Here is a 25,822-nt window from a genome sequence, read left to right on the forward strand (position 1 = left end):
GAGGTGACCGTGTAGCTCCCATTATATGAAAGGCATCGGGCCTATGAGCGTATCCGCGCCGCAGAAGACCTACTACCTCCCATTCATGTGCGACCATGCCCTCATCCTGGCCGCGGCCTTCCGCGCCGAAGGGCAGCCGGCGGTGGTGATGCCGCCGTCCACCGATGAAACGCTGGCGCTCGGGCTGGCCCAGTGCGGCGGGCGCGAGTGCGCCCCCTGCGTGTTGATCAGCGGCGACCTGGTGCGCCTGACCCGCCAGCCCGATTTCGACCCGAAGCGGGCGGTGCTGTTTATGGTCACCAGCAGCGGCTCCTGCCGCTTCGGGCAGTACGTCACCCTGCTACGGCACATCCTCGACCGCCTGGGCCTGCACGAAGTGGAGATCACCGGCCCGACGGTCAACGACGCCTACCAGGGCCTGGGCAAGAACCCGTTGCGGCTGCGGCGCCTGATCTGGGAGGGAGCGGTGGCGGTGGATCTGTTGCAGAAGTTGCTGCACCGCTACCGGCCCTACGAACGCGAGCCGGGCGTCGCTGACGCGATCTACCAGCGTTGCCTGCAGGAGGTGGTGGCCGCTACCGAGGCCGGCGGCGGGCGGGCGCTATTGGCAGTGATGGAACGGGCCGCGCGCGCCTTCGAGGAACTGCCGGTGGAGACCTGCCAGCGCCGCCCGCTGATTGGCATCGTCGGCGAAATCTACCTGCGCCACAACCGCTACGGCAACCTCGACCTGGTGCGCCGGGTCGAGGCCCTGGGAGGCGAGGTTGACCTGGCGCCGATCATCGAGTGGCTCTACTACGCCAACTGGCGCTACGATGACACCTGCCGGGTGCGCGGGCAACCCCTGGCCCGCGCCCGTATGGCCCTGGTTGACCGCTACCAGCGCATGCTTGAACGCCGCCTGGCGCGCCCCGTGGCCCATCTCCTCGACCATCCCTACGAGACCCCCGTCGCCCGGCTGATGCGCTACGTCGAGCCATACTACTCAACCGACCTGGGCAACGAGTGCCTGCTGTCCATCGGCAAGACGGTGGAACTGGCCCGGCACGGCGTGTGCGGAGTGATCAACGTCATGCCCTTCTCGTGCATGCCGGGGATCATCACTGCGGCCATCGCCCCACGGCTCCGTCTCGACCTCGATCAGCTCCCCTGGCTCGACATCGCCTTCGACGCCCAGGGCGGCACCAACCTCACCACGCGCCTCGAAGCCTTCATGTACCAGGCGGCCGAGTTCCGGGCGCGGCAGGCAGGGCAACCCTCAAGATTGCCCCACGCCCCCAATGGTTAATAGAACGTCGCGTTAAGTTATCAAGCCATCCCTGGTTCCCATAACGGAACGTGCTATATTCCTTGCAACCCATATCCATTCTTGCCATATAGTCATTTTTCGGCGCTACATCCGCTGAATCGTTGCGATTAGCTCATCGTCGCGCTGCGTTGTGCAGCTAGCCTCTCAAAGCCTGTCCAGATGCCGGTTACGCCCTGATTGTGGGCCGGCATCCGTCGAGGTGGACAGGCGCAGGGCCTCGTTTGCCTTGAACGCCGTTTCGAAGGCGAATGGGCAATACTCAACGAGGAGGCATTCATGGCGACATCCACATCCACGTCGCGCACCTCTGACTTTTTCCGCGAAGTCGTTGCCGAGTGTCCGGTTGATCCCCGTCTTGAGGCATGTCTGCAATGCGGCACGTGTGGCGGGTCCTGTCCCTCCGGTCCGGATATGGACCACACCCCGCGGACGCTCTTCGCCATGATCGCCGCCGGGATGCGTGATGCTGTGCTCCGCAGCAATACGCCCTGGTACTGCGTGTCGTGCTACTACTGCATGGAACGCTGTCCCCAGGAGATCCGCATCACCGATGTAATGTACACCCTGAAACGCATGGCCATCAAGGCCGGCTACAGCGCGCAGACCACCGCGCCTAAAGGGCCAGGGTTCGCCCAGACCTTCGTGGATCATGTGGAGAACTACGGGCGCAGCTTCGAGCTGGGGCTGATCACGCGCTACTATCTCAACCACCGCCCCCTCGACGCGCTGAAAATGGCGCCCCTCGGCATGGGGTTGCTCAAGCGCAGGCGCCTCGATCTCAGCCCCCGGCCCATCCGGCAGATCGAGCAGTTGAAGGCTATTCTCGACAAGGCCCGCGAGATTGACGCCGCCCATGCAGTGTGAGCAAGAGGCGCGCCGGGCGTACCGCCTGGAGAGACGCGGCGAGGCGCGGCCTCTCTCCCATCCCCTGTCCCACACCTGTCTGGAGGAGCGTGGGCAAACCCGTTGTCTCCACACCCCCGCCCATCTGGGAGAGGTCCTACGCCTGGTCCGCAATCCAAAATCGCAAATCCAAAATCGCATCAGGGGGGTCCTATGCGCTACAGCTACTATCCAGGCTGCTCGTTGGAGCGCAATGCTGGCGCGTACCATACATCGCTGATGGCGGTGGCCGCGCAGTTGGGGGTTGAGTTTGCCGAAGTTGATGATTGGAACTGCTGCGGGGCCACCGAGTTCATCGCTGTCAACCGGCTACGGGCCTATGCTCTCGTCAGCCGCAATCTGGCCCTGGCCGCCCGCCAGACCGGAGGTTCCAACGGCGCCGCGAAGGGCCAGCTGGTGGCCCCCTGCAGCGCCTGCTATCTGAATCTGAGCAAGGTAGACCACTACCTCAGCGAGTCGCCGGCCCTGGCCAGCGATGTCAACCAGGCCCTGGCCGCTGGCGGGTTGAGCTACGCGCCTGGCAGTCTGCGGGTGCGCCACCTGCTCGATGTCCTGGTCAACGACGTGGGCTACGAGAAGGTGGCCGCCAGGGTGTGCCGGCCCCTGCACGGGCTGCGCGTAGCGCCCTACTACGGCTGTCTGGTGGTGCGCCCCGGCTTCCGGGAGCGTTTCGATGACCCCGAGTATCCCACCTCCCTTGACCGGCTTATGCGCGCCCTCGGGGCCACGGTGGTGGATTTTCCGCTCAAGGCCCACTGCTGCGGCGGGCACATGACCCAGATCAGCCGCGACGTGGCCCTGGAGTTGATCCGCCGCCTGCTCAAGAATGCTGCCGACTACCAGGCCGACTTGATCGTCACTCTCTGCCCGATGTGCCAGTTGAACCTCGATGCCTTCCAGGAGAGCGTGAACGGCCTGTTCGGCACGGAGTACCGCATCCCCATTCTCTTCTTCACCCAGTTGATGGGGCTGGCCTTCGGCCTGTCGCCCGCCGCGGTGGGGATCGGCAAGGAGTTTATTGACGCCCGCCCGGCCCTGGCGAAGATCGGCGCCGCCGCGCCCGCCGCAGCCGAGGCTGCCCCTAAACGGAAGCCGCGCCGCGGCGACCAGAGCCTGCCGCTTCCGCAGATGTCGGAGGAGGAATAGTCCATGAGCGCCGAGACTCCTGATCGCGCCCGGCGCGATCACCACGCGACGCCGGATGCCGGGCACGGCGAGCGCGTTGGCGTGTACGTCTGCCACTGCGGCCATAACATCGCCAATACCGTGGCGGTCGAAGAGGTCGCCGAGTGGGCTGGCCAGCAGCCCGGCGTTGTCGTCGCCCGCGACTATAAGTTCATGTGTTCCAGCCTGGGGCAGGAGTTGATCGAGCAAGATATTCAGCAACTCGGCCTCAACCGCGTCGTGGTGGCCGCCTGCTCGCCCCATATGCACGAGAAGACCTTCCGCAGCGCATGCCAGCGCGCCGGCCTGAACCCCTATCTCTTCGAGATGGCCAACATCCGCGAGATGGGCTCCTGGGCCACCAATGACCGCGAGGCGGCCACGCAGAAGGCCAAGGCCCAGGTCAAGGGCGCCGTTGAACGGGTGGTTCGCCAGCAACCGCTGGAACCGCTCTACGTGGACATCAATCCCAACACCCTGGTCGTCGGCGGCGGCGTCGCCGGCCTCACCGCGGCCCTTGAACTGGCCAACGCCGGCTACCACGTCTACCTGGTCGAACGCGATTCGTCCATCGGCGGCCACATGGCCAAGCTCGACAAGACCTTCCCTACCCTCGACTGCGCCGCCTGCATCCTCACGCCCAAGATGGTTGATGTGGCCAACCATCCCAACATTACCTTAATGACCTGGAGCGAGGTTGTCGCCGTCCACGGCTACGTGGGCAACTTCACGGTGCGTGTACGGAAAAAGGCGCGCTACATCAAGGAGGATCTATGCACCGGTTGCGGCACCTGCGTCGAGAAGTGTCCGGTGCGGATCATTGACCAGAACTTCGAGGTGGGCCTGGGCTACCGCAAGGCGATCTACCGCAACTTCCCCCAGGCTGTGCCCAAATACCCGGTGATTGACACCGCCAACTGCACGTTCTTCCAGCGCGGCAAGTGCCGGGCCTGCGAGATCGTCTGCCCGACCGATGCGATTGACTTTAATCAAAAGGATACGATCGTTGACCTGGAGGTCGGCAACATCATCCTGGCCACTGGCTACGAGCAGTTCGATGCCCGCCGCGTGCCCCAGTACGGCTATGGGCGCCTGGCCAATGTCTTCACCAGCATGGAGTTCGAGCGCATGGTCAACGCCGCCGGGCCGACCGCGGGCCGCGTGGTGCTGCGCGATGGGGTGACCGTGCCGAAGCGTGTCGGCATCATTCACTGCGTCGGCTCGCGCGACAAGAACTACCACGAGTACTGCTCGCGGGCCTGCTGCATGGCCGCCCTCAAGTTCGCCCACCTGGTCCACGAGCGGGTGCCCGAAGCCGAGGTGTTCAACTTCTACATTGACATTCGCGCCTCCGGCAAGCACTACGAGGAGTTTTACCACCGCGTGCTCTCCGAGGGCGCGCACTTCATTCGCGGGCGGGTGGCCGAGGTCACCGATGCCGCCCGCGGCCCCGGCGAAGAGGGCCAGTTGATCATCCAGGTCGAGGATACGCTGATCGGCAAGCAGCGGCGCATCCCCGTGGATATGGTCATTCTGATGGCCGGCATGGAGGCGCGCAAGGATGCCCGCCAGGTCGCCGCCCTCTTCGGGTTAGGGTGCGACTACGATGGTTGGTTCACCGAGCGCCACGCCAAACTCGACCCGGTGGTGACGATGACCGAGGGCATCCTGGTGGCCGGCGCCTGCCAGGGACCCAAGGCCATTCCCGAGTCGGTGGCCCAGGGGTCGGCGGCGGCGGCGCGGGTGGCCGGTATGATCGGCCAGCGCGTGATGAAGATGGAGCCGGTGCGTGCCAGTATTGACGCCGCGAGTTGCTCGGGTTGCCGCATCTGCAACAACCTCTGCCCCTACCACGCGATTACCTTCCATGAGGATCGCAAGGTCTCCGAGGTGATCACTGCCCTCTGCCAGGGATGCGGCGCCTGCGTGGCCGCCTGTCCCAGCGCGGCGATCAGCGGGGCGCACTTCACCCGTGACCAGGTGCTCGCGCAGATCGAGGGCATTCTGTGGGACGCGCGCCAGCCCGAGGTGCTCTGGCTGGAGCCTCAGTAGAGGAGGGTTGCCGTGGAGAACGAGTTTCAGCCCATCATCGTCGGCTTTCTCTGCAACTGGTGCTCCTACCGGGCCGCCGATCTTGCCGGCACGGCGCGCATTCGCTACGCGCCGACGATGCGCCCCATCCGCGTGATGTGCACCGCCCGCGTTGAGCCGGAGTTCGTGCTCAAGGCCCTCCGCGAGGGCGCCGATGGCGTGCTGATCGCCGGCTGCCACCCCGGCGAGTGCCACTACGTGGAAGGCAATATCAAGGCCCTGCGGCGCTTCATCCTGCTCAAGGCCATGCTGCGCCAGTTCGGCGTGGAGGACGAGCGCGTGCAACTGGTCTGGGCCGCCGCCTCCGAGGGCAAGCAACTCGCCGAGGCCGTGGACCGTATGACCGAACAACTGCGCGCCCTGGGCCCCCTCCGCTGGCGCCAGCGCGTGCTCGGCGAGCAGCCCGTCGCCCGCCACGCCCGTGAGGTGGAGGTCGGCGGGGATTGACAATGTAGCGCAACCTGGAAGGTTGCGCGCCGTAACGCGACCTTCCGGGTTGCGCGCACGACAGGAGATTATCCATGCCCAGGCCTACCTTCGCAATGTACTGGGCCGCCTCGTGCGGCGGCTGCGAGATCTCGCTGCTCAACGTCGGCGAGTTGATCCTCGACGTGGATGCCGCCTTCGACGTGGTCTTCTGGCCCTGCGTGGCCGACTTCAAGTACCAGGATGTCGAAGGCTATCCTGATGGCTATATTGACCTGTGCCTGTTCAACGGAGCCATTCGCAACTCAGAGAACGAGGAACTGGCCCACCTGCTGCGCCGCAAGTCGAAGACCCTGGTGGCCTTCGGCTCTTGCGCCTGCGAGGGCTGCGCCCCCGGCCTGGCCAACCTGACCACCAATGCCGCCACCATACGCACGGTCTATACCGACAGCCTGACCACGGACGAAAGCCGTACCCAGGCGCCCCGGCCGGTCACGCAGGTGCCCGAAGGCGAGATCCGCATCCCCGTGCTCTACGAGACGGTGCGCACGCTCGACCAGGTGGTGCCGGTGGATTACATCATTCCCGGCTGCCCCCCCGAGGCGCGGCAGATCGCCGCGGTGCTGCGCGCGGTGCTCACCGGTATGCCCCTCCCGCCCCCCGGCGGAACAATCATCGGCGCCGGGAACGTGGCCCTCTGCGAGGAGTGCCCCCTGGCGAAGAACGTCAAGCAGATCACGCGCTTCTACCGCCCCTACGAGATCGTTCCTGAGCCGGGGATTTGCCTGCTCGAACAGGGCCTGGTGTGCATGGGGCCGGCCACCCGCAGCGGCTGCGGCGCCCTCTGCCCCCAGGTCGGCATGCGCTGCGAGGGCTGCTATGGCCCCCTCGACGGCCAGGATCAGGGCGCGCGCATGCTCGCCGCGGTCGCCTCGGTGGTGGCCGCGGGCGGCGCGCACCTCGATGAGCATGCACAGGCTGAAGAGATCGCTGCGGTCATGGACACCCTGGTGGACCCGGCCGGCACCTTCTACCGCTTCAGTCTGGCCCACTCGTTGCTGCGGCGCGCCCGCGTCGCCGATAACTCCGCTTGAAGGAGGCGCCCATGAAACGGATCGCGATCGACCCCGTCACCCGCCTGGAGGGCCACGGCCGGATCGAGATCTTCCTCAACGATGAGGGCGATGTGGCCAACGCCTACTTCATCGTTCCCGAGTTGCGCGGGTTCGAGCAGTTCTGCGTGGGCCGCCCCGCCGAGGAGATGCCCCGCATCACCGACCGCATCTGCGGCGTGTGCCCCGAGGCCCACCACATGGCCTCCGCCAAGGCCCTCGACGACCTGTTCAAGGTGGACCCGCCCCCGGCGGCGAAGAAGCTCCGCGAACTGCTCTACTCGGCCTTCTACGTGGCCGACCACACCACCCACTTCTACGCCCTGGCCGGCCCCGACTTCGTGATGGGCCCCGATGCGCCCCCCGCCGAGCGCAACATCCTCGGCGTGGTGCGCAAGGTGGGCCTTGAAATCGGCAAGCAGGTGATTGACGCCCGCATTCGCAACCACCAGGTCATTAAACTGCTCGGCGGTCGTGGCGTGCACCCCGTCGCCGCCCTCCCCGGCGGTTGGAGCCGGCCCCTCGCGCCCGCCGATCGCGAGGGCATCGAAGAGGCTGCACGCCAGAACGTGGACTTCGCCCTCTTCAGCCTCAAGCTGTTCGAGGACCTGGTGCTCGGCAATCCTCAGTATGTCGAACTGATCCTCTCCGACACCTTCACCCACCGCACCTACTCGATGGGCACAGTGGACGCCAACAACCGCGTCAATTTCTACGACGGCATGATCCGCGTGGTCGATCCCGAAGGAGTCGAGTTTGTCAAGTACCACCCCCGCGAGTACGCCAGCCACATCGCCGAGCACTGCGAGAGCTGGACCTACCTGAAGTTCCCCTACCTCAAGGCCATCGGCTGGAAGGGGCTGGTGGACGGCAAGGACAGTGGCGTCTACTGCGCCACGCCCCTCTCGCGGCTCAACGCTGCCGATGGCATGGCCACGCCCCTGGCCCAGGAAGCCTACGAGAAGTTCTACGAAACCCTGGGCAGCAAGCGCGGACCCAACGGGCGCTACCAGCCCGTCCACTACCGCCTGGCGACCCACTGGGCGCGTCTGGTGGAGTTGCTCTACGCCGCCGAGCGCATGCTCGAACTGGCCACTGACCCCCAGATCACCGATCCCCAGGTGCGCGCGCCCGTCACCGCCACCCCCACCGAGGGCGTCGGCTCAGTCGAGGCCCCCCGCGGCACCCTGACCCATCACTACTGGACCGATGAGCGCGGCATTCTCACCCGGGTCAACCTGATCGTTGGCACTACCAACAACTATGCCCCTATTGCTATGTCGGTGAAGAAGGCCGCCCAGGGACTGATCCAGAAAGGCACGGTGATCACCGAGGGGCTGCTCAACCGCATCGAGATGGGCTTCCGCGCCTACGACCCCTGCTTCGGCTGCGCGACCCACGCTCTGCCCGGTCAGATGCCCCTCGAAGTGGTTATCCGCGACGCCCGGGGCGCCGAGGTACAGCGTCTCAGCCAGGGCGTCGGGTGAGGTATGGAGGTTAGGGAGAAAAACAGCTCTACAGCTTTTCACCTCCACATCTCCACAGAGGAAAGAGATCCGTCATGCGAACCCTGGTCCTTGGTCTTGGCAACCCCATCCTGACCGATGACAGCGTGGGCGTGCGCGTGGCCGAAGAGGTGCGCGCTGCCCTCGCTCCGCGCCCCGAGGACCTGGTCGTGGTCGAAACCGCCTCCCTGGGCGGCCTCGCGCTGATGGAAATGCTGATCGGCTACGACCGCGCCATTCTGATCGACGCCCTCTGCCGCAGCGACCAGGCCCCCGGCAGCCTCCTCCGGCTGAGCCTGCGCGACGTGCAGGCCCTCAATCCCACCGAGCGCAGCGTCTCACCCCACGACACCAGCCTGGGAGTGGCCCTGGACCTGGGCCGGCAGATGGGGCTGCCGTTGCCGGAAGAGATCGTTATCTACGCCATCACCGTCACCGACGTCCTCGACTTCGGCGAGCAACCGACTCCGCCGGTCGCCGCCGCCATCCCCGCCGCGGTGAACGCGGTGCTGGCCGAGGTGCTGGCGCGTGGAGGTGGAGAGGTGTAGCAGTGTAGAGGTGTGGAGGTGTAGAGGTGTGGAGGTGTAAAGCTTAAAGTTTCCAAGACTCTACATCTCCACATCTCCACACCTCCACACCTCCACACTCCCCAGGGGGTAGACAACAACCACAGGAGGATCGTATGGTATCCCCGGAGCTGCTGCGTCGTTATCCGTTTTTCGCCGGGTTCACTCCCGACCAGTTGACGGCCCTCGCTATGGCCGCCGAGGAGATGGAGGTCCCCGGTGGTCATCGCTTCTGCAACGAGGGCGACGAGTTGCGCCATCTCTACCTGGTGCTGGAAGGCAGCGTGGAGGTCACCCTGACCCTGCCCGAGAAGGGCAGCCGTTCGGTGCTGCCCCCACCCGCGGGTCAGGCCCGCGAGATCACCCTCAGCGTAGTGCGCCCCAGCGAGGTCTTCGCCTGGTCGGCCCTGGTGCCGCCTTACCAGGCCACCTCGAACGTGGTGGCCGCCGAAGATAGCCGGGTGGTGGCGCTTGACGCCGCCGCGCTGCGCCAGCGTATGGAGAGCGACCCGGCCTTTGGCTGCCAGTTGCTCCTGCGCGTGGCCCAGATCGCCCGCGACCGCATCCAGGACCTGCACCTGGAGGCTCTGGCAAGCGCCGCCCGATGATGCGATTTGAGATTTTGGATTTTGGATTACCGTAATGGCTTCCCGGTTAGGTTTGGCGATCATCCTCTTCCCTATCACCTGATCCAAAATCCAGAATCCAAAATCCAAAATCCAAAATCCCCGATCGGTTGCCATACTCTAAGCTCCGGTTGCGACCCTCATACCCCAGATAATCCCCAGAAAGCGTAGATTCTTCCCATCCCGGCACAACCACCGCTATCGGGGCGCAACGCCGCGCCCCCGCCGGGTCAACCCCCCACGGACAGCAACGCCGCGCCCCGTCCGCACGCAAACCCGGTAGCGCAGCACCCTGGATTGCGCGCCAGGGGGAGTTGGGGTTCCCCGGACTTCGCGCTTGAGAAGGCATAGCCCTCCCAGACATATCTGTACGCATTTCGGGAACGAGAGGCAGGTCTCCGATGGGTGAAATTGAAGGGTTCTTAAAGTACGGGCGCCAGGAATGGCGCGCGCGACCAGTTGCTGAGCGGCTGCGGGATTACCGTGATGTCTACGAGCCTCTGACCGACGCTGAGGTGCGCGTTCAGGCCGCCCGCTGTATGGACTGCGGCATCCCCTACTGTCATATTGCCTGTCCCGTGGGCAATTTTATTCCCTGGTGGAACGACCGGGTAACCGAGGGCAACTGGGAAGAGGCCCTGGCCCAGCTTCACCGCGACAACAACTTTCCCGAGTTTACCGGCCACCTCTGCCCGGCCCTCTGCGAAGGCTCCTGTTCCCTGGCGCTCTACTTCGAGCCGGTGTCGATCCGCATGGTCGAGTTGCGGATCATCGAGTGGGGGTTCGAGCACGGGTTGGTGCGGCCCCAACCCCCCCGTCGCCTGACCGGCAAGCGCGTGGCGATCGTCGGCTCGGGGCCGGCTGGCCTGGCTGCGGCGCAGCAACTGCGCCGCAAGGGTCACGACGTGACGGTGTTTGAGCGCGATGATCGCATCGGCGGGTTGCTACGCTACGGCATCCCCGATTTCAAACTGGAGAAGTGGATCCTCGACCGGCGTCTGGCGCAGTTGGAGGCCGAAGGGGTGGTCTTCCAGCCGGGCGTCAACATCGGGGTGGATGTGCCCGCCGATCAGCTGCGCCGCGAATTCGACGCCGTCCTGCTGGCCGGCGGCGCGCAGCAGCCCCGCGACCTGGCGGTCGAGGGTCGCGAGCTGCGCGGCGTCCATTTCGCGATGGAGTTCCTCACCCAGCAGAACCGCCGCTGCGCTGGCCTGCCGCTCACGACGGCGCCAATTGACGCCCGCGGCAAGCGTGTGCTGGTGATTGGCGGCGGCGATACCGGCGCAGACTGTGTTGGCACCGCTCTGCGCCAGGGCGCAGTGTCGGTGACCTCGTTTGAACTGCTGCCCCGGCCGCCGCTGCAGCGCGCCCCCGATAATCCCTGGCCCGAATGGCCGCGCATCCTACGTACATCCTCCTCGCACGAAGAAGGCGGCGAGCGCCGTTACAGCATTCGCACCCGTCGCCTGATCGGCGATGCGACCGGCCAGGTCACGGCCGTCGAGGCTGTTGAGGTGCGCTGGCGACCCGATGCCAGCGGGCAGCCGCGCATGGAAGACGTTCCTGGCAGCGAGTTTACCTTGCCCTGCGACCTGGTGCTGCTGGCCATGGGCTTCGTCGGGCCGCGAGCCGATGGCCCGATTGCTCAGCTCGGCCTTGAGTTGACCCCCCGCGGTGGCGTGGCCACCGACGAACACAAAATGACCGCGACGCCCGGCGTCTTCGTCGCCGGTGATATGCGCCGCGGCCAGTCACTGGTGGTCTGGGCGATTGCCGAGGGCCGCGCCGTTGCTGAGAGCATCCACTGGTACCTGATGGGATAATACGCGCCAGAGGGCTGGGAAGAGCACAGCCTTTCCCAAACCTCGCTCCTGGCAGGAGGGTGGGGAAACCAGGTTTCCCCATGCCCTCTCGCCTACCATCAGGAGCGTGGGGAACCCCGGCTGCTCCGTGCTCCTGTCCTTCTGGAAAGAAGATCGAACCTTAGTAGTTTGTAAACGAAGGTTCCTTGCATTTCTGCCTCCCTCCCAACCCTCCCCCAGCGGGAGAGGGTCGGGGAGGTGCAGTGGCTCGCCATCGCCGAGGCAGTGGCCTGAGCCGGAAGCCCTCCCCCGGCGGGGGAGGGTTGGGGAGAGGGTGGGGGTTTAGCGAAAGACTTTGTTTACAGAGTAGTCAGCCCTGGTGGCGCTGCAATTCGCCCTGCTTGCAGCGCGGGCAGCAGGTGGGTTTGCCCGAGAAGCGCCGACGCGGGGCGTTCATCTCAATCAGACAGCGCCCGCAGTAAAAGAATCCGTGGGAACGGCAGCGGGGATTTCTACAGGAGTAAAACTCGCGCCGATCAAAAAGCGACTCGTTCGAGTGGCCGCAGCGCACACACTGCAACCTGGTTTTGACAAGGGCCGCCATAGGGTTATCTCCGCCCGCATGAAGAACCGTGTGCGGATAGATAGTAATACGGCGACAGAAATTCTGGATGAATAGTCGCCAGGTACAATAATGAGAAACTGTTTATCTATAGGTTCCGTGCGGGCGTATGGGAGGCGAAACCAGCCCCTCCCGTCTCCGGAGGCGGGTTCATCGCAACCTGTACGCGGGCAGAGGCCTGTAAGGACTCCTGGTTTCCCCGGCTTGCTCTGACTTGGTACGTGTTTAGAATTGGGGTAACCCCGCAGACCCGGGAGCGAGGGCGTCCCGCCCTCGTCGGGATGCGAGGGCAAGATGCCCTCGCTCCCAGGAGAAGTGTGAACACGTGCCTGACTTGTTGTTCATCGTTTTGAAATCGTTTCTTAATCTCTCCAGTAGCTTATCAGACGCCCCTGGGCATCGTAGAGCGCCCCCGGGTCGCGTTCGTTGTTGTTCCAGATGTTCTCTGCCGGCCCCGGAAAGACGCGCGTCTCGCCGGGGGCGAGCACGCCGCCGATGGGGTGCTCCTGGCCGCCCCTGATGCTGCACATGCGCCAGCCAGTCAGATCCACTGCGGCGTTGCTGACGTTGCGCAGCGTGACCGTTTCGGCGCGCTTGTCAATGGCGATGATCCGCACCGGAGTTTCGGGGGCCACGCCTGGCCCGGGGTCATCGGCGCAACTGCGGAAGCTCGGCCCGCCTCCTATGGGCGGACTGGTGGGCGCGGGAGTCGCTTCCGGGCTGCGCTGGCCGTTGCACGTGGCCGGCGACCATAGCCCGCGGCCCTCGGCGCGGGCGCGGGCCTCGGCGGCCTTGAACTGGGCCTGGTAGCGGTAGGGCACGGCGAAGGTGTACTCGAAGGCGTAGCCCTGGTCAATCAGTTCGTAGTTGGCCATACGCCCATCGGGCAACCACAGGTAGCGCAGCAACCGCCCGAATTGATCGCGGTCGGCCTGGGTGGCGTCGGCTTCCAGAAACACCGTCTGGCCAGCGAGGAGTTCGGCAGCCCTGGCCGATGCCTCGCGCCCAAAGCATTCCACCGGCTGGCGCGGGTCCACGCTCTCCGGAGTATCAATGCCGATCAGCCGCACCCGTTCGACCTGTCCGTTGATCCGCACGTCCACCGTGTCGCCGTCCACTACGTTGACCACCTGGCCGGCCGGCAGCCCCTCCGGGCGGGTCAGGCCGGAGGCCGCGCCGCGCGTCTGCAAGACTTCACGGCCCAGCAGGCCCAGCAGCACGGCGTCGGGGCCAATCTCCGGGTGCAGTTCAAAGCGCCGGCGCTCGAAGTACTGCACGGTGAAGGGCCGGCCCTCAAGCTCGGCGGTGAACTCGCCGGTCAGGGGCAACCCGAAGCGCTCCAGGCCGCCGTTGGCGCGCCAGTAGCGCAGGAAGGCCCCGCAGACCTGATGCCCGGTTTCGGGGAAGACGGCGCAGCCCGGCCCGGCCGCGCTGCCGGGGCCTGGCTGCCAGGGTGTGCCAAGTTGCTCCAGACGCTCAGCACCCAGGCGCCCGGCGGTCACCCGCCCGTCGGGCTGGATCTCCAGCCGGTCGCGCTCGAACCACTGTACTTGCAGTGCGCGTCCCTCAACACTCTCCTGCGACTGGGCGGTGATGGGAAAACCAAAGACGGCCAATCCGCCGTTGCGTTCCCAGTAGACGCGAATCGGCCCGCTGATGCAGAAGCCGGTCTCGGCGAAGCAGCGTTCCCCGCGCTGCGCCGAGTGGGCCACCGCGCAACTGGCCGCGCCGAGAAGCGTCAACGCGACGATAAGGAGTAGCGGAGCGAGGCGGCGGTGCATACGTTCCTCCTTTCGTTCATCGGCGGCTGCGCTGCATACGTTTGGGCTACAATGAAGAGAGGGCTTACGCGCTGTCTCAACCTCTCCTGGACAGAAGCATCGGGAACCTGATTCGTCCCCACCCTCTAATTGGTTTTGTTATTTCTTGTACAATAAATCAGCTTAAAACGGATGCATAAACCGGTGCTCTCGGGAGCGCTGTATACTCCTAGACCTTTCTGTTCGAGATCCATTTTTCCCCCGGTAGTTCGCTGCACGTCCGGACAGGATGAAAAAATTATACATTCCTCAATAAACCCGGATTGTACCATTCAGGAAGGGGTCCGCCCGTGCTGAATCCCTGGCTCGCCCGGCGTTCGGCTGCGCGCATCGGAGCGCTCGCGCCTCCTGATGGGGATGCGCAAGAACGCGAGCTGGCGCGCGCACTGGTGATGCGTTACGGCTGGAACACGGTAGCCTGTCAGATTGTTAACCCTGGCCTGCACTACTGGTTCACTTCCGATCAGACGGCGGTGGTAGGCTTTGTCGAGGTCGGGCGGGCCTGGGTGGCAGCCGGGGCTCCAGTGGGGCCGCCCGACCAGGTCGTGGCGGCGGCGAAAGCCTTCGCGGCGGCGGCGGCGCGCCGTGGTCGCCGGGTGATCTACTTCGGCGCGCAGGCCCCTCTGGCCGAATGTCTGGCGGCGCGTCTCCCGCTGGCGCGCCTGGCGATTGGCGCCCAGCCCGTCTGGAACCCGGAGGACTGGCCGGACCTCGTGGCCCGCGCCGCCTCGCTGCGCGCCCAGATCGCGCGGGCGCGCAACAAAGGGGTAAGGGTCGCCCCGCTGCCTGCCGAGGCCGCCGCCCGGCGCCCGGAGATGCGTCGTTGCCTCGCGGAGTGGCTGGCCACTCGCGGCCTGCCCCCGCTGCGCTTCCTGGTCACCCCCGATGTGCTGGCGGCGCCCGCCGGCCGGCGCGTCTTCGTTGCGCGGCGCGATGGCGCGATTGTAGCCTACCTGGTGGCGACCCCCGTTCCGGCGCGGCAAGGCTGGCTGGTTGAGCAGATCGTGCGCGGGCGCGGCGCTCCCAATGGTGCGAGCGAACTGCTCATTGATACGGCCATGCGCGCCCTGGCCGCCGAGGGCGCCCGCTGGCTGACGATGGGCCTGGCGCCCCTGGCGCGGGTGACCGGCGCGCACGCGCCCGAACCTTCCGCGGCGGTGCGCCTGCTGCTGGAGGCCCTGCGCGCCTGGGGCGGGCGCTTCTACAACTTTGCCGGACTGGAGGCCTTTCGCGCCCGCCTGCACCCTCAAGACTGGGAGCCGGTGTACCTGCTGAGCCACGAGCGGCGCACTTCGCTGGCGACCCTTTACGCCGTAGCAGGAGCGTTCGGCGGCGCTCCGCCCCCGCTGTTCGTGGGGCGTGCCCTGTTGCGGGCCTTGCGGTAAACAACGCAGATGATGCAACAGACCGACATCAGTCTAAAAAACCTGCAATGGTCGGCCCATCCGATCCGAAGTCACTGGATTGCCGCAGCTTTCTGCACGCTTTTCGTTGCGGTGCTGCTCTACCGCCAGTCCATAAGCCCTGCTGCGTCTCAGATCTGCGCCTGATCCGGCCGTAGCCCTTACAGATTCACAGAGATCTCCTCGTTTTATCCCCTGGATACAGCGCCGTGCTACACTCGAACGGCGCGTGTAGCCAGATTGCGCCTGTCGCCCTCAGCAAGCAACGTGAAGGAGGATCGCCTTGCATCGTTTCGCTCACCGTCTTCCCATCTGGCTGGTGCTGGTCGCGCTGTTGACCGCCTGTGGCGGCGGCGCCGGCCAGGCGCCCATCCCGACCGCCACGCCCGCCGCCGAGGCGCCAACCAGCGCGCCCGCAGCTACCGCGGCCCCGCCCACCGCGGCGCCGGTTGACCAGCCCACGCCCACGTCCATCGTGCTTAAGCCTACCTCTGAGCCGGCTGCCGGCGGCGACCTTGCCAGCGTCTTTGGCTCAATGCAGACCTTCCGCCATCCCTCGGGCCTCTTCTCGATAGATGTTCCCGGAAGTTGGAAATTCACCGATATCCCGTTCTCCGACCGCGTGCAGAACGTCTGGGACTCGCCCGACGGCAACTTCAGCGTCGTCGTCACTATCGCCGAAGTCGGCCAGGCCCTGAGCAATGAACGGCTCGTTGAACTGGGGCAGGAATATGTGCGGAGCACCAGCACCTTCGAGAATAACCCCACTCTCGTTTTCGAGGATCCTCAGACCATGTCCGACGGCAGCATCCGGCTGGTCTGGGCGGTCACACCCCAGGGATCTACCGTCGAACTGCTTGGCAACACCTTTGTCGAGCAGCGGGGCGATAAGCTGTCATTTCTAACGACCCTGCGGCCCATGGCGCTGTTCGAGGCGTCGAACCCGTACACCAACCCGATTATCAACAGCTACCGCATTGATCCGAGCGTGGCGCTGGACAGTGCAATTGCCGGCGGAAGCGCCGCTCCCGCGCCGCCGGCTGGCGGAGGGAGCAGCAGTGGCGGCGTACCCGCGCCGCCGGCCGGCGGGAGCAGCGGCGGGACCACGGGCGGCGGCGGCGCGACCACGCCAATCGGCCAGGCGGTCGAAGTGGCTCCTGACCTGGTGATGTCCGTCATCGCGGTGGAACGCTCGGCTGGCAACGAGTTCTTCAAGCCCAATGCGGGCAACATCTTCCTGCTGGTGCGGGTGAGCTTCACCAACCGCGGCGCCTCGCCGCAGGTCGTCTCTAGCCTGCTCAGCATGTCGGTGCGCGACGCAGCAGGGACGAAGTACGAAATGAGCACGATTGCCACGGCTCTGGCCAATGAAGTGATAGATGGCGAAGTGCCCGCCGGCGCCACAAAAACGGGCGTTGTCGGCTTCGAGGCGCCTGCTAATGCCACCGGGCTGGCACTGGTCTATGAGCCATTTGGCGGAGGCCGGGCGGTCAGCGTGCCGCTGAATTAGCATGGTCGCTGTTCGTTGGTTCTGGCGGCTACGCCGCCAGAACCAACGAACAACGTGAAATCCGGGATTTGCCCCGCATCAGCCCTCATTATTCCTCACGCCTCCGGCGCCTGTGTGGTTATAATAAAAGCCATGAGCGATCCGGCGTATCTCAATCTCTACGCGCGGGGCCTGCTGCACGAACGGGCCGCGGCGGCGCGCGAACGCCTGGCGGCCTGCGTGCTCTGCCCGCAGGTCTGCCGCGCCGACCGGCTTGATGACGAGGCGGGAATCTGCCGAGTGGGGCGGGAGGCGCTGGTTGCCTCATACGGGCCGCACATGGGTGAAGAGAACGTGCTGCGCGGCTGGCGCGGCTCAGGCACGGTCTTCTTCAGCGGCTGCAACATGCGCTGCGTCTACTGCCAGAACTACGACATCAGCCAGATCGCCCGCGGGCGCGCCGTCAGCGCCGAGGAACTGGCGGAGATTTTTCTCGAGGTGCAGCGCAGAGGCTGCCACAACCTCAACCTGGTCACCCCCTCTCACGTCATCGCCCAGATCCTGGAGGCGCTGGCGCTGGCCGTGCCCCGTGGTCTGCGCCTGCCAATCGTCTACAACACCTCCGGCTACGACTCGGTCGCGGCGCTGCGACTCCTCGACGGCGTGGTGGATATCTACATGCCCGACCTCAAGTACAGCGACTCGGCGCTGGCCCAGCGCTACTCCGGCATTCCGCATTACTGGGACGTGGCGCGGGCGGCCCTGCGCGAGATGCAGCGCCAGGTCGGCGACCTGCGCATTGAGGGCGGGTTGGCCACGCGCGGCTTGCTCATTCGCCACCTGGTGCTTCCGGGAGATCTGGCCGGCTCACGGGAGGTGCTGCGCTTCGTAGCGGAGGAGTTGTCCCGTGATGCCTGGATCAACATAATGGACCAGTACTACCCGGCCTATCGCGCCTTCGACTACCCCGAACTGCGCCGGGGCGTCACGGCGCAGGAATACGCCACTGTGGTCGCCTGGGCGCGCGAGCTAGGGCTGCATCGGGGCATTCCCCTGGATAGCATGGCCTAGGGCACAGACGTTGCTCAAGTCCTGCCGTGCTCGAATCTGCCATTGACAGTTCAGACGAACAGTGGTAGAATAAAAAAGTTGACCAACATCATCCCCTGTGAGACCGGCATCCTCCCCGCTATCCCCTGGTTCCACAGAAGCCTTCGTCGCTCGAAGCATTATGTTGTTGGGGTCGCCGGAGCGAGTGTGGCAGGCAGACGCCTGGCCACCGGCAGTTCGAGATGTCGACGCGGTTTTTGTGGAAATAGCCATGCTGTCTTTGCCAGCAATGCGCGGAGGAGAGAGTTCGATGCAAGTCAAACTGTTTGTTGGGAATCTGCCCTGGAGTGTGGGCGACGCCGAGTTGACCCGGATCTTCACCGGTCACGGCGCGGTTTACAGCGCGCGGGTTATCAGCGATCGCGACACTGGTCGCTCGCGGGGCTTTGGGTTCGTTGAGATGGAAACCGACGATGTCGGCGCGCTGATCCGGGCGACCGACGGCTGCGCGGTTGAGGGCCGCAATCTGCGGGTCAACCTGGCCGAAGACAAACCCGCGCCCCGGCGCGGCGGCGACCGCGGCGGTTTCGGGGGGCGGCGCGAGCGCTACTGATCCAGCGTATGAAAAGGGGGTGGGAGGGCGAAGCCCTCCCGCCCCCTCTTTTTCTGCCTTCATACCCGCCGCAAGACTATGGGGCCGATCAATCTCCCTTTGTCTGGCATTCCAACAGCGTTACGGCGCCACGGGCCACGAGGCGGCTGGTTAGCTGGATCGAGCGGTAGACCTGGATGGTGATAGTCATCTGGATCTGCTCGACGATGCGAGCCGGCGCGCCCAGCGGGCCGAGGTAGCCAAAGGGAGCGTACACCTGGCGCGCGATCGCCTTGTGCGCCTCGGCGATTGCGCCCGTCGCGGCGTCCACTGCGTCGGCGGCAAGCTCGACCCCGCCACGCAGTTGCCGCAGCGTTTCCGCCTCCATCAGACGCTCCTTTCATATTCCTCGCACCAGGCGCGGATTCGCGCGTACACCGCCGGATCGCGGGTCAGTTGCAAGTGGTCCATCGGCGAAAAACAGGCCACATGGTCGCGGGGCATCGGATACGGCGCTGTGCCGTCGGGGGGCGTCTCGCGAATGGACGGCACGAGGACCAGCCCGTCGCCGAGCAGAATGGCGACGAGGTGCTTCGGGTCCTCGGTCAGGGTGGCGACGACCAGATAGTGTTGCGCGCTGGTCAGCCACGGCACGGTCTGGCGCGGGGCGGCGCGCTGGCCGGCCTCTTCGATAAATGGCGGCGAGCGCAGATCCTTGATCCCCTGACTGCGCAGGTCGAAGATGTCACCGATGAGTCTGGTAATTGGGTTGGGCACGCTATGAAGCACGCGGGCGGCGATGTCGCTTAGCAGCGCCAGAGGCGCGCCATCGTGAGGGCTGCCCAGGTAAAATGCCTGCCGCACTAATGGAACCCACGGGTCGTGGCGCTGGGCGCCAATGTGGCAGGCATGCCTGATGACCAGCCCGCCCATGCTGTGGCCGATGAGGACCAGATCCCTTACCGGGAGGGGGTAGGCCGCCAGCAGGGCGTTCAGCAAATCGGCCAGGCTCTGCCCATTGCGGGCGAGCGCTAGCCCCGTATTGTAGCGCGCAAACAGCGGGGTAAACCCCAGATCCGCCGCCAGTTCCGCGCCGTAGGAGGTCCAGCGTCCGGAGTTAGACAGGTCGCGGTAGGCCCAGCTGCCCTCGTTGCAGCCCAGGCCGTGGAGGAACACGCACAGCCTCGGGGTAGGACGGGGATGCGCCTCGAGGAGCGCCGCGCGGGTCAGGGGGAGGGGCCGGTTCCTGACGTACAGCGCCATCTCAATCTCGAGGCCATTTTGCCGGGCCTGGAGATAATCGCCCACGGCGCCATTGATGATGCTACGCGCCCACGTCGTCCACGGTGTGGCGCAATCCGACGCCGCTGGCTTATCTTGCAACAGGGGCCTCCTTGTGACGAGGGGGGCAAACGCGACCATTCTACCATGCGTGCCGGCGCAGCACAATGGGAGGGATAGCGTTCACGTGTGCTGAACACGTGTTCACTGCAGAGGGCGCGGAGATTGGGCCTGGTCCAATCCTCTGCCCTCCTCGGCGTGCTGCGCGGTAAAGCTGAATGAGAACGAATGGGCGCTGCCCGTCTCGCCCGGCTCCTGTCAGGGTATAATGAAGATCTGCGGCGTGCCGGTTGCAATCACCTATGGGCCTGGGAGAGCGGCAACCTGGCTGCCCCCAACCGGTAGGCGGGCGCATGCCAGCCTGGCCGGCAGGAGCGAGGGGCAACCCGTTTTTCCCACGTTCACAGTCAAAGGATTGCCATGAACAACGATAGCTACGACATCCTGCGCCGGGCGGTGATCGAGGCCCTGGGGCCGCGCCCCACCCCGGAGCGGCGCCGCCAGATCGCCGCCGACCTGCGCGCCCTGGCCGAGCAGCAGACGCGCATGGCCGAGCGGGTAGAGGCGCGCGGCCCTGAGGGCCAGCCGGCGCCGCAGTGCCGGCGCCCCGCCGGGATGTACGTGCGCGTCCGCCACGAACCCGATCCGCTGACCGGAGCGCGGCGCATCCGCCTGTTGCTTGGCAAGCAGGCCTGGTTCGATCTGGGCAGCCCGGAGCGCGTCATGGTGCAGCCTGCGGGGGCAGAGATCTGGATCGTGCCGACGCAGGCCGCCAGCGGTCTGCGCGTCGAGGCCAGGGTCGGGTTGCCGGGCTGTCTGACGCTTCCCGGCACGCCCCTCGACGGGCTGGCGCCGGGGCGCTACGCCGTCACGCTGCGCGCCGGGGCACTGGTGATCGGCGCGCGCGACGAGGAGGCGAGACGATGAACGCCACTCCTGATCCCGCCGGAGTGGCAGGGCAGGCCAGCCACGTTCCCGGCCCGTCCCAGGGTCAGTGGATGGGCATTCCGGAGTACCGGATCATTGACCCGCCTGGCCGCAGCATCACGATGTTGCGCCTGGTCTGTCCGCCATTCAAGAGGTCATCCTCGATCTGACACAGCGCATGCCCGCTTTCAGCGGGGGCAAGCGCGAGAAGAATAAGACGTGCTGGTGATCGCCAGCCTGAAACACGCCAGGGAACATCCCTATGCTCCCCATCGGCATCTGCCTGCCCGCCTTCGGCACGACCTACGCCGAGGTGCGGCGCGCCGCGCTGGCTATTGAAGACCACGGCTATGATTCGCTCTGGCTGTGGGATCACTACGTCTCGTGGAACGATCCCCGCGAGCCGGTGCTGGAGTGCTGGACGACCCTTGCCGCCCTGGCCGAGGCTACCTCGCGCATCCGCCTGGGGCCGCTGGTGGCGAATGTCGCCAATCGCCACCCCGGGCGGCTGGCGAAGGTGGCGGCCACGCTCTACGAGATTGCCAGCGGGCGCCTGGAGGTGGGCCTCGGCGCCGGGGGCTATGCCGCCGAGCAGGAAGCCTTCGGCATCGACCAGGGCGACCGCGCCACACGCACCCGGCGATTGGAGGAGACCTTGCAGGTGCTGCCGCTGCTGTGGAGCGGCGAGCCGGTTACGTTTGAGGGGGAACTTGTACGCCTGCGGGAGGCGATCGTATCGCCGGGGTTGCATCCCCCGCCCCGCCTCATCGTGGGCGGGCGCGGCGAGGCCCTGGCGCGTCTTGCCGGGCGCTACGCCGACGGGTTGAACCTCCAGTGGCGCTTCCGCGAGAGCTTCCCGGCGGTGCTGGCCGCCCTCGACGCCGCCCTGGCCGAGCGGGGCCGCGACCGCGCCGACTTCGACCTCTCGCTGCACGTTGATTGGGCCGTTCTGGCCGCCGACCCCGAGGGCGCCTGCGCTGCCTGGGCCGCCCTCGGCTTCACCCGCGTGATCGCCCTGGCCCCCGTGCCCATCCCCCTTGATGATCTGGCCCGTCTCGCTCCGGCAGGGCGCAACCCTCCCGGAAGTCCCGCATAAGCCCTACCCGCGAGGGTTCGGGATCGTGATGACATCTTCGGGTTTTATAGCCCACGCATAAGCCCCACCCGCGAGGGTTCGGGAGTTCTCAGGTGTAGGGTTTTCCGGCGCATCCTCGCGTCGCATGCGCCATCCGGGGCATTGGGACGCCCAGCTCCCCCCTCTCCCGCTCAGGGAGAGGGGGGCGGGGGGTGAGGATCGTAAGCGCATTGGAATGCCGAAAACCCCTTCTCGCTCGAAAAACCCTACACCTGAGGGGGTTCCGGGAGGGCGTAGCCCTTCCCGGAACCATCTCTTTCACCCCCCTGTTTGGCGGCGAAGCCCAGGGGCAGGGGCATGGAGAAACCAGATTTCCCTGTCTTCCCGCTGGCAAAGCGTCGTGGGGGAGGGGCTTGCCCTCGCACGCGACACTCTCAGCAGATGCGCGGCAACTGCTCGCCCACCTGCATATCCACCACTCGCGTGCCGCCGATGCCCGTGCGCGCCACCACCACCCCCGGGTGCTCGGCGGTGACCTCGCCGATGATCGCCGCCCGCGCGCCGAGGGGATGCGCCCGCAGGATCGCCAGGGCGCGCTCGGCATCCTCGCGGGCCACCAGGGCCACCAGTTTGCCCTCGTTGGCGATGTAGAGCGGGTCCATGCCCAGGATCTCGCAGGCGGCCCGCACCGGCCCCGGCACGGGCAGCGCCCGCTCGTCCAGGCGAATGCCCACCCCGGAGGCCGCGGCGATCTCGTTGAGGGTCGAGGCCACCCCGCCGCGGGTCGGGTCGCGCAGCGCGTGGACGGCGCAGCCCGCGTCCAGCAGGGCGGCGACCATGTCGTGGAGTGGCGCGGTGTCCGACGCGATCGCCGCGCCGAACTCCAATCCCTCGCGCACGCTGAGGATGGCCACACCGTGGAGGCCAATCTCGCCGCTGATCAACACCATGTCGCCGGGTCGGGCCAGTTCCGGCCCGACCCGCACTCCGTCGGGGATTACCCCTAACCCGGTCGTGCTGACGAATACCCCATCGCCATGGCCGCGGTCTACCACTTTGGTGTCGCCGGTTACCAGGGTGACACCGGCCCGCCGCGCCGCCGCGCCCATGGTCTCGGCGATGATGCCGAGCTGGTCGAGGGGCATGCCCTCCTCGATGATGAAGCTGGCCGTCAGGTACAGGGGGCGCGCGCCGCACATGGCCAGGTCGTTGATCGTGCCGTTCACCGCCAGGTCGCCGATATTGCCGCCGGGAAAGAAGAGCGGGCGCACCACGAAGGCGTCGGTGGAGAGAGCCAGGCGCGCGCCGCCGACCTCAACTACCGCGCCGTCGCCGAGTTGTTCCAGGGCGGCGTTGCGGAACGCCGGCAGAAACAGGTGGCGCACCAGGTCCGCCGAGAGCTTGCCGCCGCCGCCATGGCCCATCACGATGGCCGGGTAGTCCCGCAGGGGGAGGGGGCAGGTCCAGTCCTCGAACGAGAGGCTCATCGCGCGACCTCCACGTCCCCGGCGGGGATAAAGCGCCCGTACTGGTAGTAGGCTGCGCAGGCGCCCTCACTGGAGACCATCGTGGCTCCCAGGGGGGTGCGAGGGGTGCACTGCTTGCCAAAGGCGGGGCACTGGTTGGGCTTGAGCAGCCCCTGGAGCACCTCGCCGCTGCGGCACAGGGGCGACTCGGCGGTGTTGATGTGGCCCACCTCGAAGCGCGCCTCGGCGTCGAAGCGCCGGTAGCGCTCGCGCAGACGCCAGCCGCTCTGGGGAATCATACCGATGCCCCGCCAGGTCCGGTCGGTGACCTCGAAGACCTGCTCGAGCACCGCCTGGGCGGGCTGGTTGCCCTCGGGCCGCACCGCCCGCGGATAGGCGTTCTCCAGCTCGGCGCGCCCGGCTTCGAGTTGCGTCACCGCCCGGCGAATGCCCTCCAGAATATCCAGCGGCTCGAAGCCCGTCACCACAATCGGCACGCCGTAGCGTTCGACCAGCGGCCCGTACTGCCAGGTGCCCATGACGCTGCACACGTGACCGGCGGCCAGGAAGGCCTGCACGCGGTTCCTGGGCGACTCCATAATCGCGCTGATCGCCGGCGGCACCAGCACGTGCGAGACCAGCATCGAGAAGTTGGTCAGCCCCAGCCGTTCGGCCTGCACGACGGCCATGGCGTTGGCGGGCGCAGTGGTCTCGAAGCCGATGCCAAAGAACACCACCTCGCGGTCGGGGCGCTGCTGGGCCAGCCGCACCGCGTCGAGCGGCGAGTAGACGATCCGCACGTCACCGCCACTGCTCTTCACCTGAAACAGGTCGCTATTACTGCCGGGCACCCGCAGCATATCGCCAAAGGAGCAGAAGGTCACCTCGGGACGAGCGGCAATCGCCAGGGCTTTATCAATGATCTCCAGCGGCGTCACGCAGACCGGGCAGCCCGGGCCGTGGATCAGTTCGATCTCCGGCGGGAGCAACTGATCAATGCCGTTGCGGATGATCGAGTGGGTCTGGCCGCCACAGACCTCCATAATCGCCCAGGGCCGGGTGATGACGCGCCGGATCTCCTCGAGTAGCCGGGCGGCCACCTCGGGATTGCGGAACTCATCGAGGTACTTCACGCCGTTGCCTCCTCATCGTCCTGGCGCAACTCCTCTTCGAGCATGCCCAGTTCATGAAACAGCGCCAGGGTCTCTTTCGCCGATTGCTCATCAAGTTGCGTAATCGCGAAGCCGACGTGGACGATGGTGTAATCGCCGACCTGGATGTCGGGCAGGTAGCTCAGGCAGACATCCTTGACAATGCCATCGAAGTCTACCTTGCCCATGCGCACGCCGTCAACGTCGCTAATGGCAATCACCCTGCCGGGGATGCCCAGGCACATCACCCACCTCCTTTCCCGGGGCCATCGAGTGTCCAGATCATAACACGATTATTGCCCGAATCGGCGATTGCCAGGCGCCGATGGTGCAACCAGAGACCGTAGGGCCAGCAGAGGGTATCGGAGGCGACGGCGCGCCAGCGGTTTTCTCCGTGGTCGTCGAAGTTGGCCTGGCCCAGCACCACATCGGCGGGCGCGAAGGCCCCCCTCCGCGGCGCGTGGTTCCAGAGCAGCACGCGGTTGTTGGCGGTATCGGCCACGGCCAGGCGCTGGCCTTCGAGGGCCAGGGCGTAGGGAAAGCGCAGGCGGCGGGGGCCCTGGGGCACGTGGGCCAGTTCGCTGCTGCTGGCAAAATCGGGCTGGCCGAGCACCAGATCGGCCGGGCGGTCGGCTTCAGGCGGGGGCGACCAGCCCAGCACGCGGTGGTTGCCCGCGTCGGCGACGTAGAGCGTAGTTGCGTCGCCAGCGATGGCGTGCGGCCAGCGGAAACTGGCCGGACCGGGGGGGCCGCCCCGGTTCTCGTCGTGGGCGGTGGGCATGGGCTGGCCCAGGATCAGATCGGGCGCGCGACCGGGTTCCGGCAGGCCGCGCCAGCCCAGCACGCGCCGGTTGCCGGTGTCGGCGACGTAGAACCACCCGGCGCTCCAGCCGAGGCCGTAGGGCCAGTAGAGGCTCAGTGCGTCGGGCGCGCCGCCGCGGTTTGGCTCAACTGCGTTGAGGCCGGTCTGGCCGAGGGCGTAGTCAGGTGGCTCGGCCAGGCGTTCCGGCACACGTTCCCACACCAGCACGCGGTGGTGCCAGGCATCGGCGACATAGAGCCGCCCGGCGACCACCAGCACCCCGGTGGGCAGGTGCATGCCATTGGCCGGGCCGCGCCCGCCTGCGGCGGGCCCCTCGCTGGTAAAATCCGGCTGGCCCAGCACCACGTCGGCGGGCGCGCCGTTATGGTCGGGCAGCCCGCGCCAGATCAACACGCGATGGTTGCCCGTATCGGCCACTACCAGCCGCTCATCATCCAGGTAGACCCCGCGGGGCGCGTAGAGTTGCGCGGGGGTGGGCCGGGCCGCGGGCAGCGCCAGCCCCCCCGGTGATTCGGCCCCCAGGCGCAGAGAGGGTGTCCAGTTGGCCATTTCTTTACCT

Annotated in this window: 25 protein-coding genes; 18 read left to right on the forward strand and 7 right to left on the reverse strand. The window is 66.4% G+C overall.

The features are described 5' to 3' along the window. The first annotated feature begins 43 nt into the window (after nt 1–43). From NZU74_05475 to NZU74_05525, 11 genes are all read left to right on the forward strand, one after another. On the forward strand, nt 44–1,288 hold the full coding sequence (locus tag NZU74_05475) for a hypothetical protein (GenBank protein MCS6880762.1): 1,245 nt from the start codon (nt 44–46) through the stop codon (nt 1,286–1,288). A 297-nt stretch (nt 1,289–1,585) separates the two neighbouring features. Further along, nucleotides 1,586–2,173 (forward strand): 4Fe-4S dicluster domain-containing protein, encoded by a 588-nt coding sequence (locus NZU74_05480; GenBank protein MCS6880763.1) that lies wholly within the window; start codon nt 1,586–1,588, stop codon nt 2,171–2,173. A gap of 192 nt (nt 2,174–2,365) precedes the next feature. Beyond that, nucleotides 2,366–3,358: a CoB--CoM heterodisulfide reductase iron-sulfur subunit B family protein gene (locus NZU74_05485; protein MCS6880764.1), complete on the forward strand. Its 993-nt coding sequence runs from the start codon at nt 2,366–2,368 to the stop codon at nt 3,356–3,358. A gap of 3 nt (nt 3,359–3,361) precedes the next feature. Continuing rightward, entirely contained in the window at nt 3,362–5,428 is a 2,067-nt protein-coding gene (locus NZU74_05490; protein ID MCS6880765.1) for a CoB--CoM heterodisulfide reductase iron-sulfur subunit A family protein, read from the forward strand. A 12-nt stretch (nt 5,429–5,440) separates the two neighbouring features. Further along, nucleotides 5,441–5,914: a hydrogenase iron-sulfur subunit gene (locus tag NZU74_05495; protein ID MCS6880766.1), complete on the forward strand. Its 474-nt coding sequence runs from the start codon at nt 5,441–5,443 to the stop codon at nt 5,912–5,914. Between the two features lie 74 nt (nt 5,915–5,988). After that, a complete protein-coding gene (locus NZU74_05500; protein MCS6880767.1) occupies nt 5,989–6,987 on the forward strand; it encodes a F420-nonreducing hydrogenase in 999 nt (332 codons plus the stop codon). A gap of 11 nt (nt 6,988–6,998) precedes the next feature. Beyond that, nucleotides 6,999–8,492: a Ni/Fe hydrogenase subunit alpha gene (locus NZU74_05505; GenBank protein ID MCS6880768.1), complete on the forward strand. Its 1,494-nt coding sequence runs from the start codon at nt 6,999–7,001 to the stop codon at nt 8,490–8,492. 74 nt (nt 8,493–8,566) lie between these two features. Then, nucleotides 8,567–9,058, forward strand: coding sequence for a hydrogenase maturation protease (locus tag NZU74_05510; protein ID MCS6880769.1), 492 nt, complete (start codon nt 8,567–8,569; stop codon nt 9,056–9,058). A gap of 134 nt (nt 9,059–9,192) precedes the next feature. Then, nucleotides 9,193–9,684 (forward strand): cyclic nucleotide-binding domain-containing protein, encoded by a 492-nt coding sequence (locus NZU74_05515; GenBank protein MCS6880770.1) that lies wholly within the window; start codon nt 9,193–9,195, stop codon nt 9,682–9,684. A gap of 419 nt (nt 9,685–10,103) precedes the next feature. Then, nucleotides 10,104–11,525, forward strand: coding sequence for a glutamate synthase subunit beta (locus NZU74_05520; protein ID MCS6880771.1), 1,422 nt, complete (start codon nt 10,104–10,106; stop codon nt 11,523–11,525). Nucleotides 11,526–11,883: 358 nt separating this feature from the next. Then, nucleotides 11,884–12,183, forward strand: coding sequence for a hypothetical protein (locus NZU74_05525; GenBank protein MCS6880772.1), 300 nt, complete (start codon nt 11,884–11,886; stop codon nt 12,181–12,183). A 305-nt stretch (nt 12,184–12,488) separates the two neighbouring features. Here the strand turns inward: NZU74_05525 and NZU74_05530 are convergent, their stop codons facing one another. Then, the gene (locus NZU74_05530) at nt 12,489–13,907 is read right to left on the reverse strand and encodes a thermonuclease family protein (GenBank protein MCS6880773.1); all 1,419 of its coding nucleotides are present in this window, start codon (nt 13,905–13,907) and stop codon (nt 12,489–12,491) included. A gap of 329 nt (nt 13,908–14,236) precedes the next feature. Here NZU74_05530 and NZU74_05535 point away from each other — a divergent pair, with 329 nt between their 5' ends. From NZU74_05535 to NZU74_05550, 4 genes are all read left to right on the forward strand, one after another. Then, on the forward strand, nt 14,237–15,331 hold the full coding sequence (locus tag NZU74_05535; GenBank protein MCS6880774.1) for a DUF2156 domain-containing protein: 1,095 nt from the start codon (nt 14,237–14,239) through the stop codon (nt 15,329–15,331). A gap of 301 nt (nt 15,332–15,632) precedes the next feature. Continuing rightward, a complete protein-coding gene (locus tag NZU74_05540; GenBank protein ID MCS6880775.1) occupies nt 15,633–16,859 on the forward strand; it encodes a DUF4352 domain-containing protein in 1,227 nt (408 codons plus the stop codon). Nucleotides 16,860–16,991: 132 nt separating this feature from the next. Next, nucleotides 16,992–17,909, forward strand: coding sequence for a radical SAM protein (locus NZU74_05545; GenBank protein MCS6880776.1), 918 nt, complete (start codon nt 16,992–16,994; stop codon nt 17,907–17,909). A gap of 289 nt (nt 17,910–18,198) precedes the next feature. Then, on the forward strand, nt 18,199–18,501 hold the full coding sequence (locus tag NZU74_05550) for an RNA-binding protein (GenBank protein ID MCS6880777.1): 303 nt from the start codon (nt 18,199–18,201) through the stop codon (nt 18,499–18,501). An 88-nt stretch (nt 18,502–18,589) separates the two neighbouring features. Here NZU74_05550 and NZU74_05555 read toward each other — a convergent pair whose 3' ends face one another. Together NZU74_05555 and NZU74_05560 are read right to left on the reverse strand one after the other, a co-directional pair. Further along, the gene (locus NZU74_05555) at nt 18,590–18,868 is read right to left on the reverse strand and encodes a hypothetical protein (protein MCS6880778.1); all 279 of its coding nucleotides are present in this window, start codon (nt 18,866–18,868) and stop codon (nt 18,590–18,592) included. Further along, nucleotides 18,868–19,863: a GPI inositol-deacylase gene (locus NZU74_05560; GenBank protein ID MCS6880779.1), complete on the reverse strand. Its 996-nt coding sequence runs from the start codon at nt 19,861–19,863 to the stop codon at nt 18,868–18,870. The genes NZU74_05555 and NZU74_05560 overlap by 1 nt, the downstream gene beginning before the upstream one ends. A gap of 378 nt (nt 19,864–20,241) precedes the next feature. On the opposite strand from NZU74_05560, the gene NZU74_05565 reads away from it, so the two are divergent. From NZU74_05565 to NZU74_05575, 3 genes are all read left to right on the forward strand, one after another. Next, on the forward strand, nt 20,242–20,748 hold the full coding sequence (locus tag NZU74_05565; GenBank protein MCS6880780.1) for a hypothetical protein: 507 nt from the start codon (nt 20,242–20,244) through the stop codon (nt 20,746–20,748). Next, nucleotides 20,745–20,918, forward strand: a complete 174-nt coding sequence (locus NZU74_05570; GenBank protein ID MCS6880781.1) for a hypothetical protein — start codon at nt 20,745–20,747, stop codon at nt 20,916–20,918. The genes NZU74_05565 and NZU74_05570 overlap by 4 nt, the downstream gene beginning before the upstream one ends. A 92-nt stretch (nt 20,919–21,010) precedes the next feature. Further along, entirely contained in the window at nt 21,011–21,844 is an 834-nt protein-coding gene (locus NZU74_05575) for an LLM class flavin-dependent oxidoreductase (GenBank protein ID MCS6880782.1), read from the forward strand. A 413-nt stretch (nt 21,845–22,257) separates the two neighbouring features. Here NZU74_05575 and hypE read toward each other — a convergent pair whose 3' ends face one another. Genes hypE through NZU74_05595 form a run of 4 tightly spaced genes read right to left on the reverse strand, consistent with a single transcriptional unit; the run spans nt 22,258 to nt 25,812 of the window. Next, entirely contained in the window at nt 22,258–23,310 is a 1,053-nt protein-coding gene (gene hypE / locus NZU74_05580) for a hydrogenase expression/formation protein HypE (GenBank protein ID MCS6880783.1), read from the reverse strand. Then, a complete protein-coding gene (gene hypD / locus NZU74_05585; protein MCS6880784.1) occupies nt 23,307–24,422 on the reverse strand; it encodes a hydrogenase formation protein HypD in 1,116 nt (371 codons plus the stop codon). The genes hypE and hypD overlap by 4 nt, the downstream gene beginning before the upstream one ends. Continuing rightward, a complete protein-coding gene (locus tag NZU74_05590) occupies nt 24,419–24,685 on the reverse strand; it encodes a HypC/HybG/HupF family hydrogenase formation chaperone (protein MCS6880785.1) in 267 nt (88 codons plus the stop codon). Before NZU74_05590 ends, hypD begins: the two co-directional genes overlap by 4 nt. Next, the gene (locus tag NZU74_05595) at nt 24,685–25,812 is read right to left on the reverse strand and encodes an NHL repeat-containing protein (GenBank protein ID MCS6880786.1); all 1,128 of its coding nucleotides are present in this window, start codon (nt 25,810–25,812) and stop codon (nt 24,685–24,687) included. Before NZU74_05595 ends, NZU74_05590 begins: the two co-directional genes overlap by 1 nt. Nucleotides 25,813–25,822 lie beyond the last annotated feature (10 nt).

It is taken from the genome of Chloroflexaceae bacterium (assembly GCA_025057155.1).
Classification (GTDB): Bacteria; Chloroflexota; Chloroflexia; order Chloroflexales; family Chloroflexaceae; genus JACAEO01.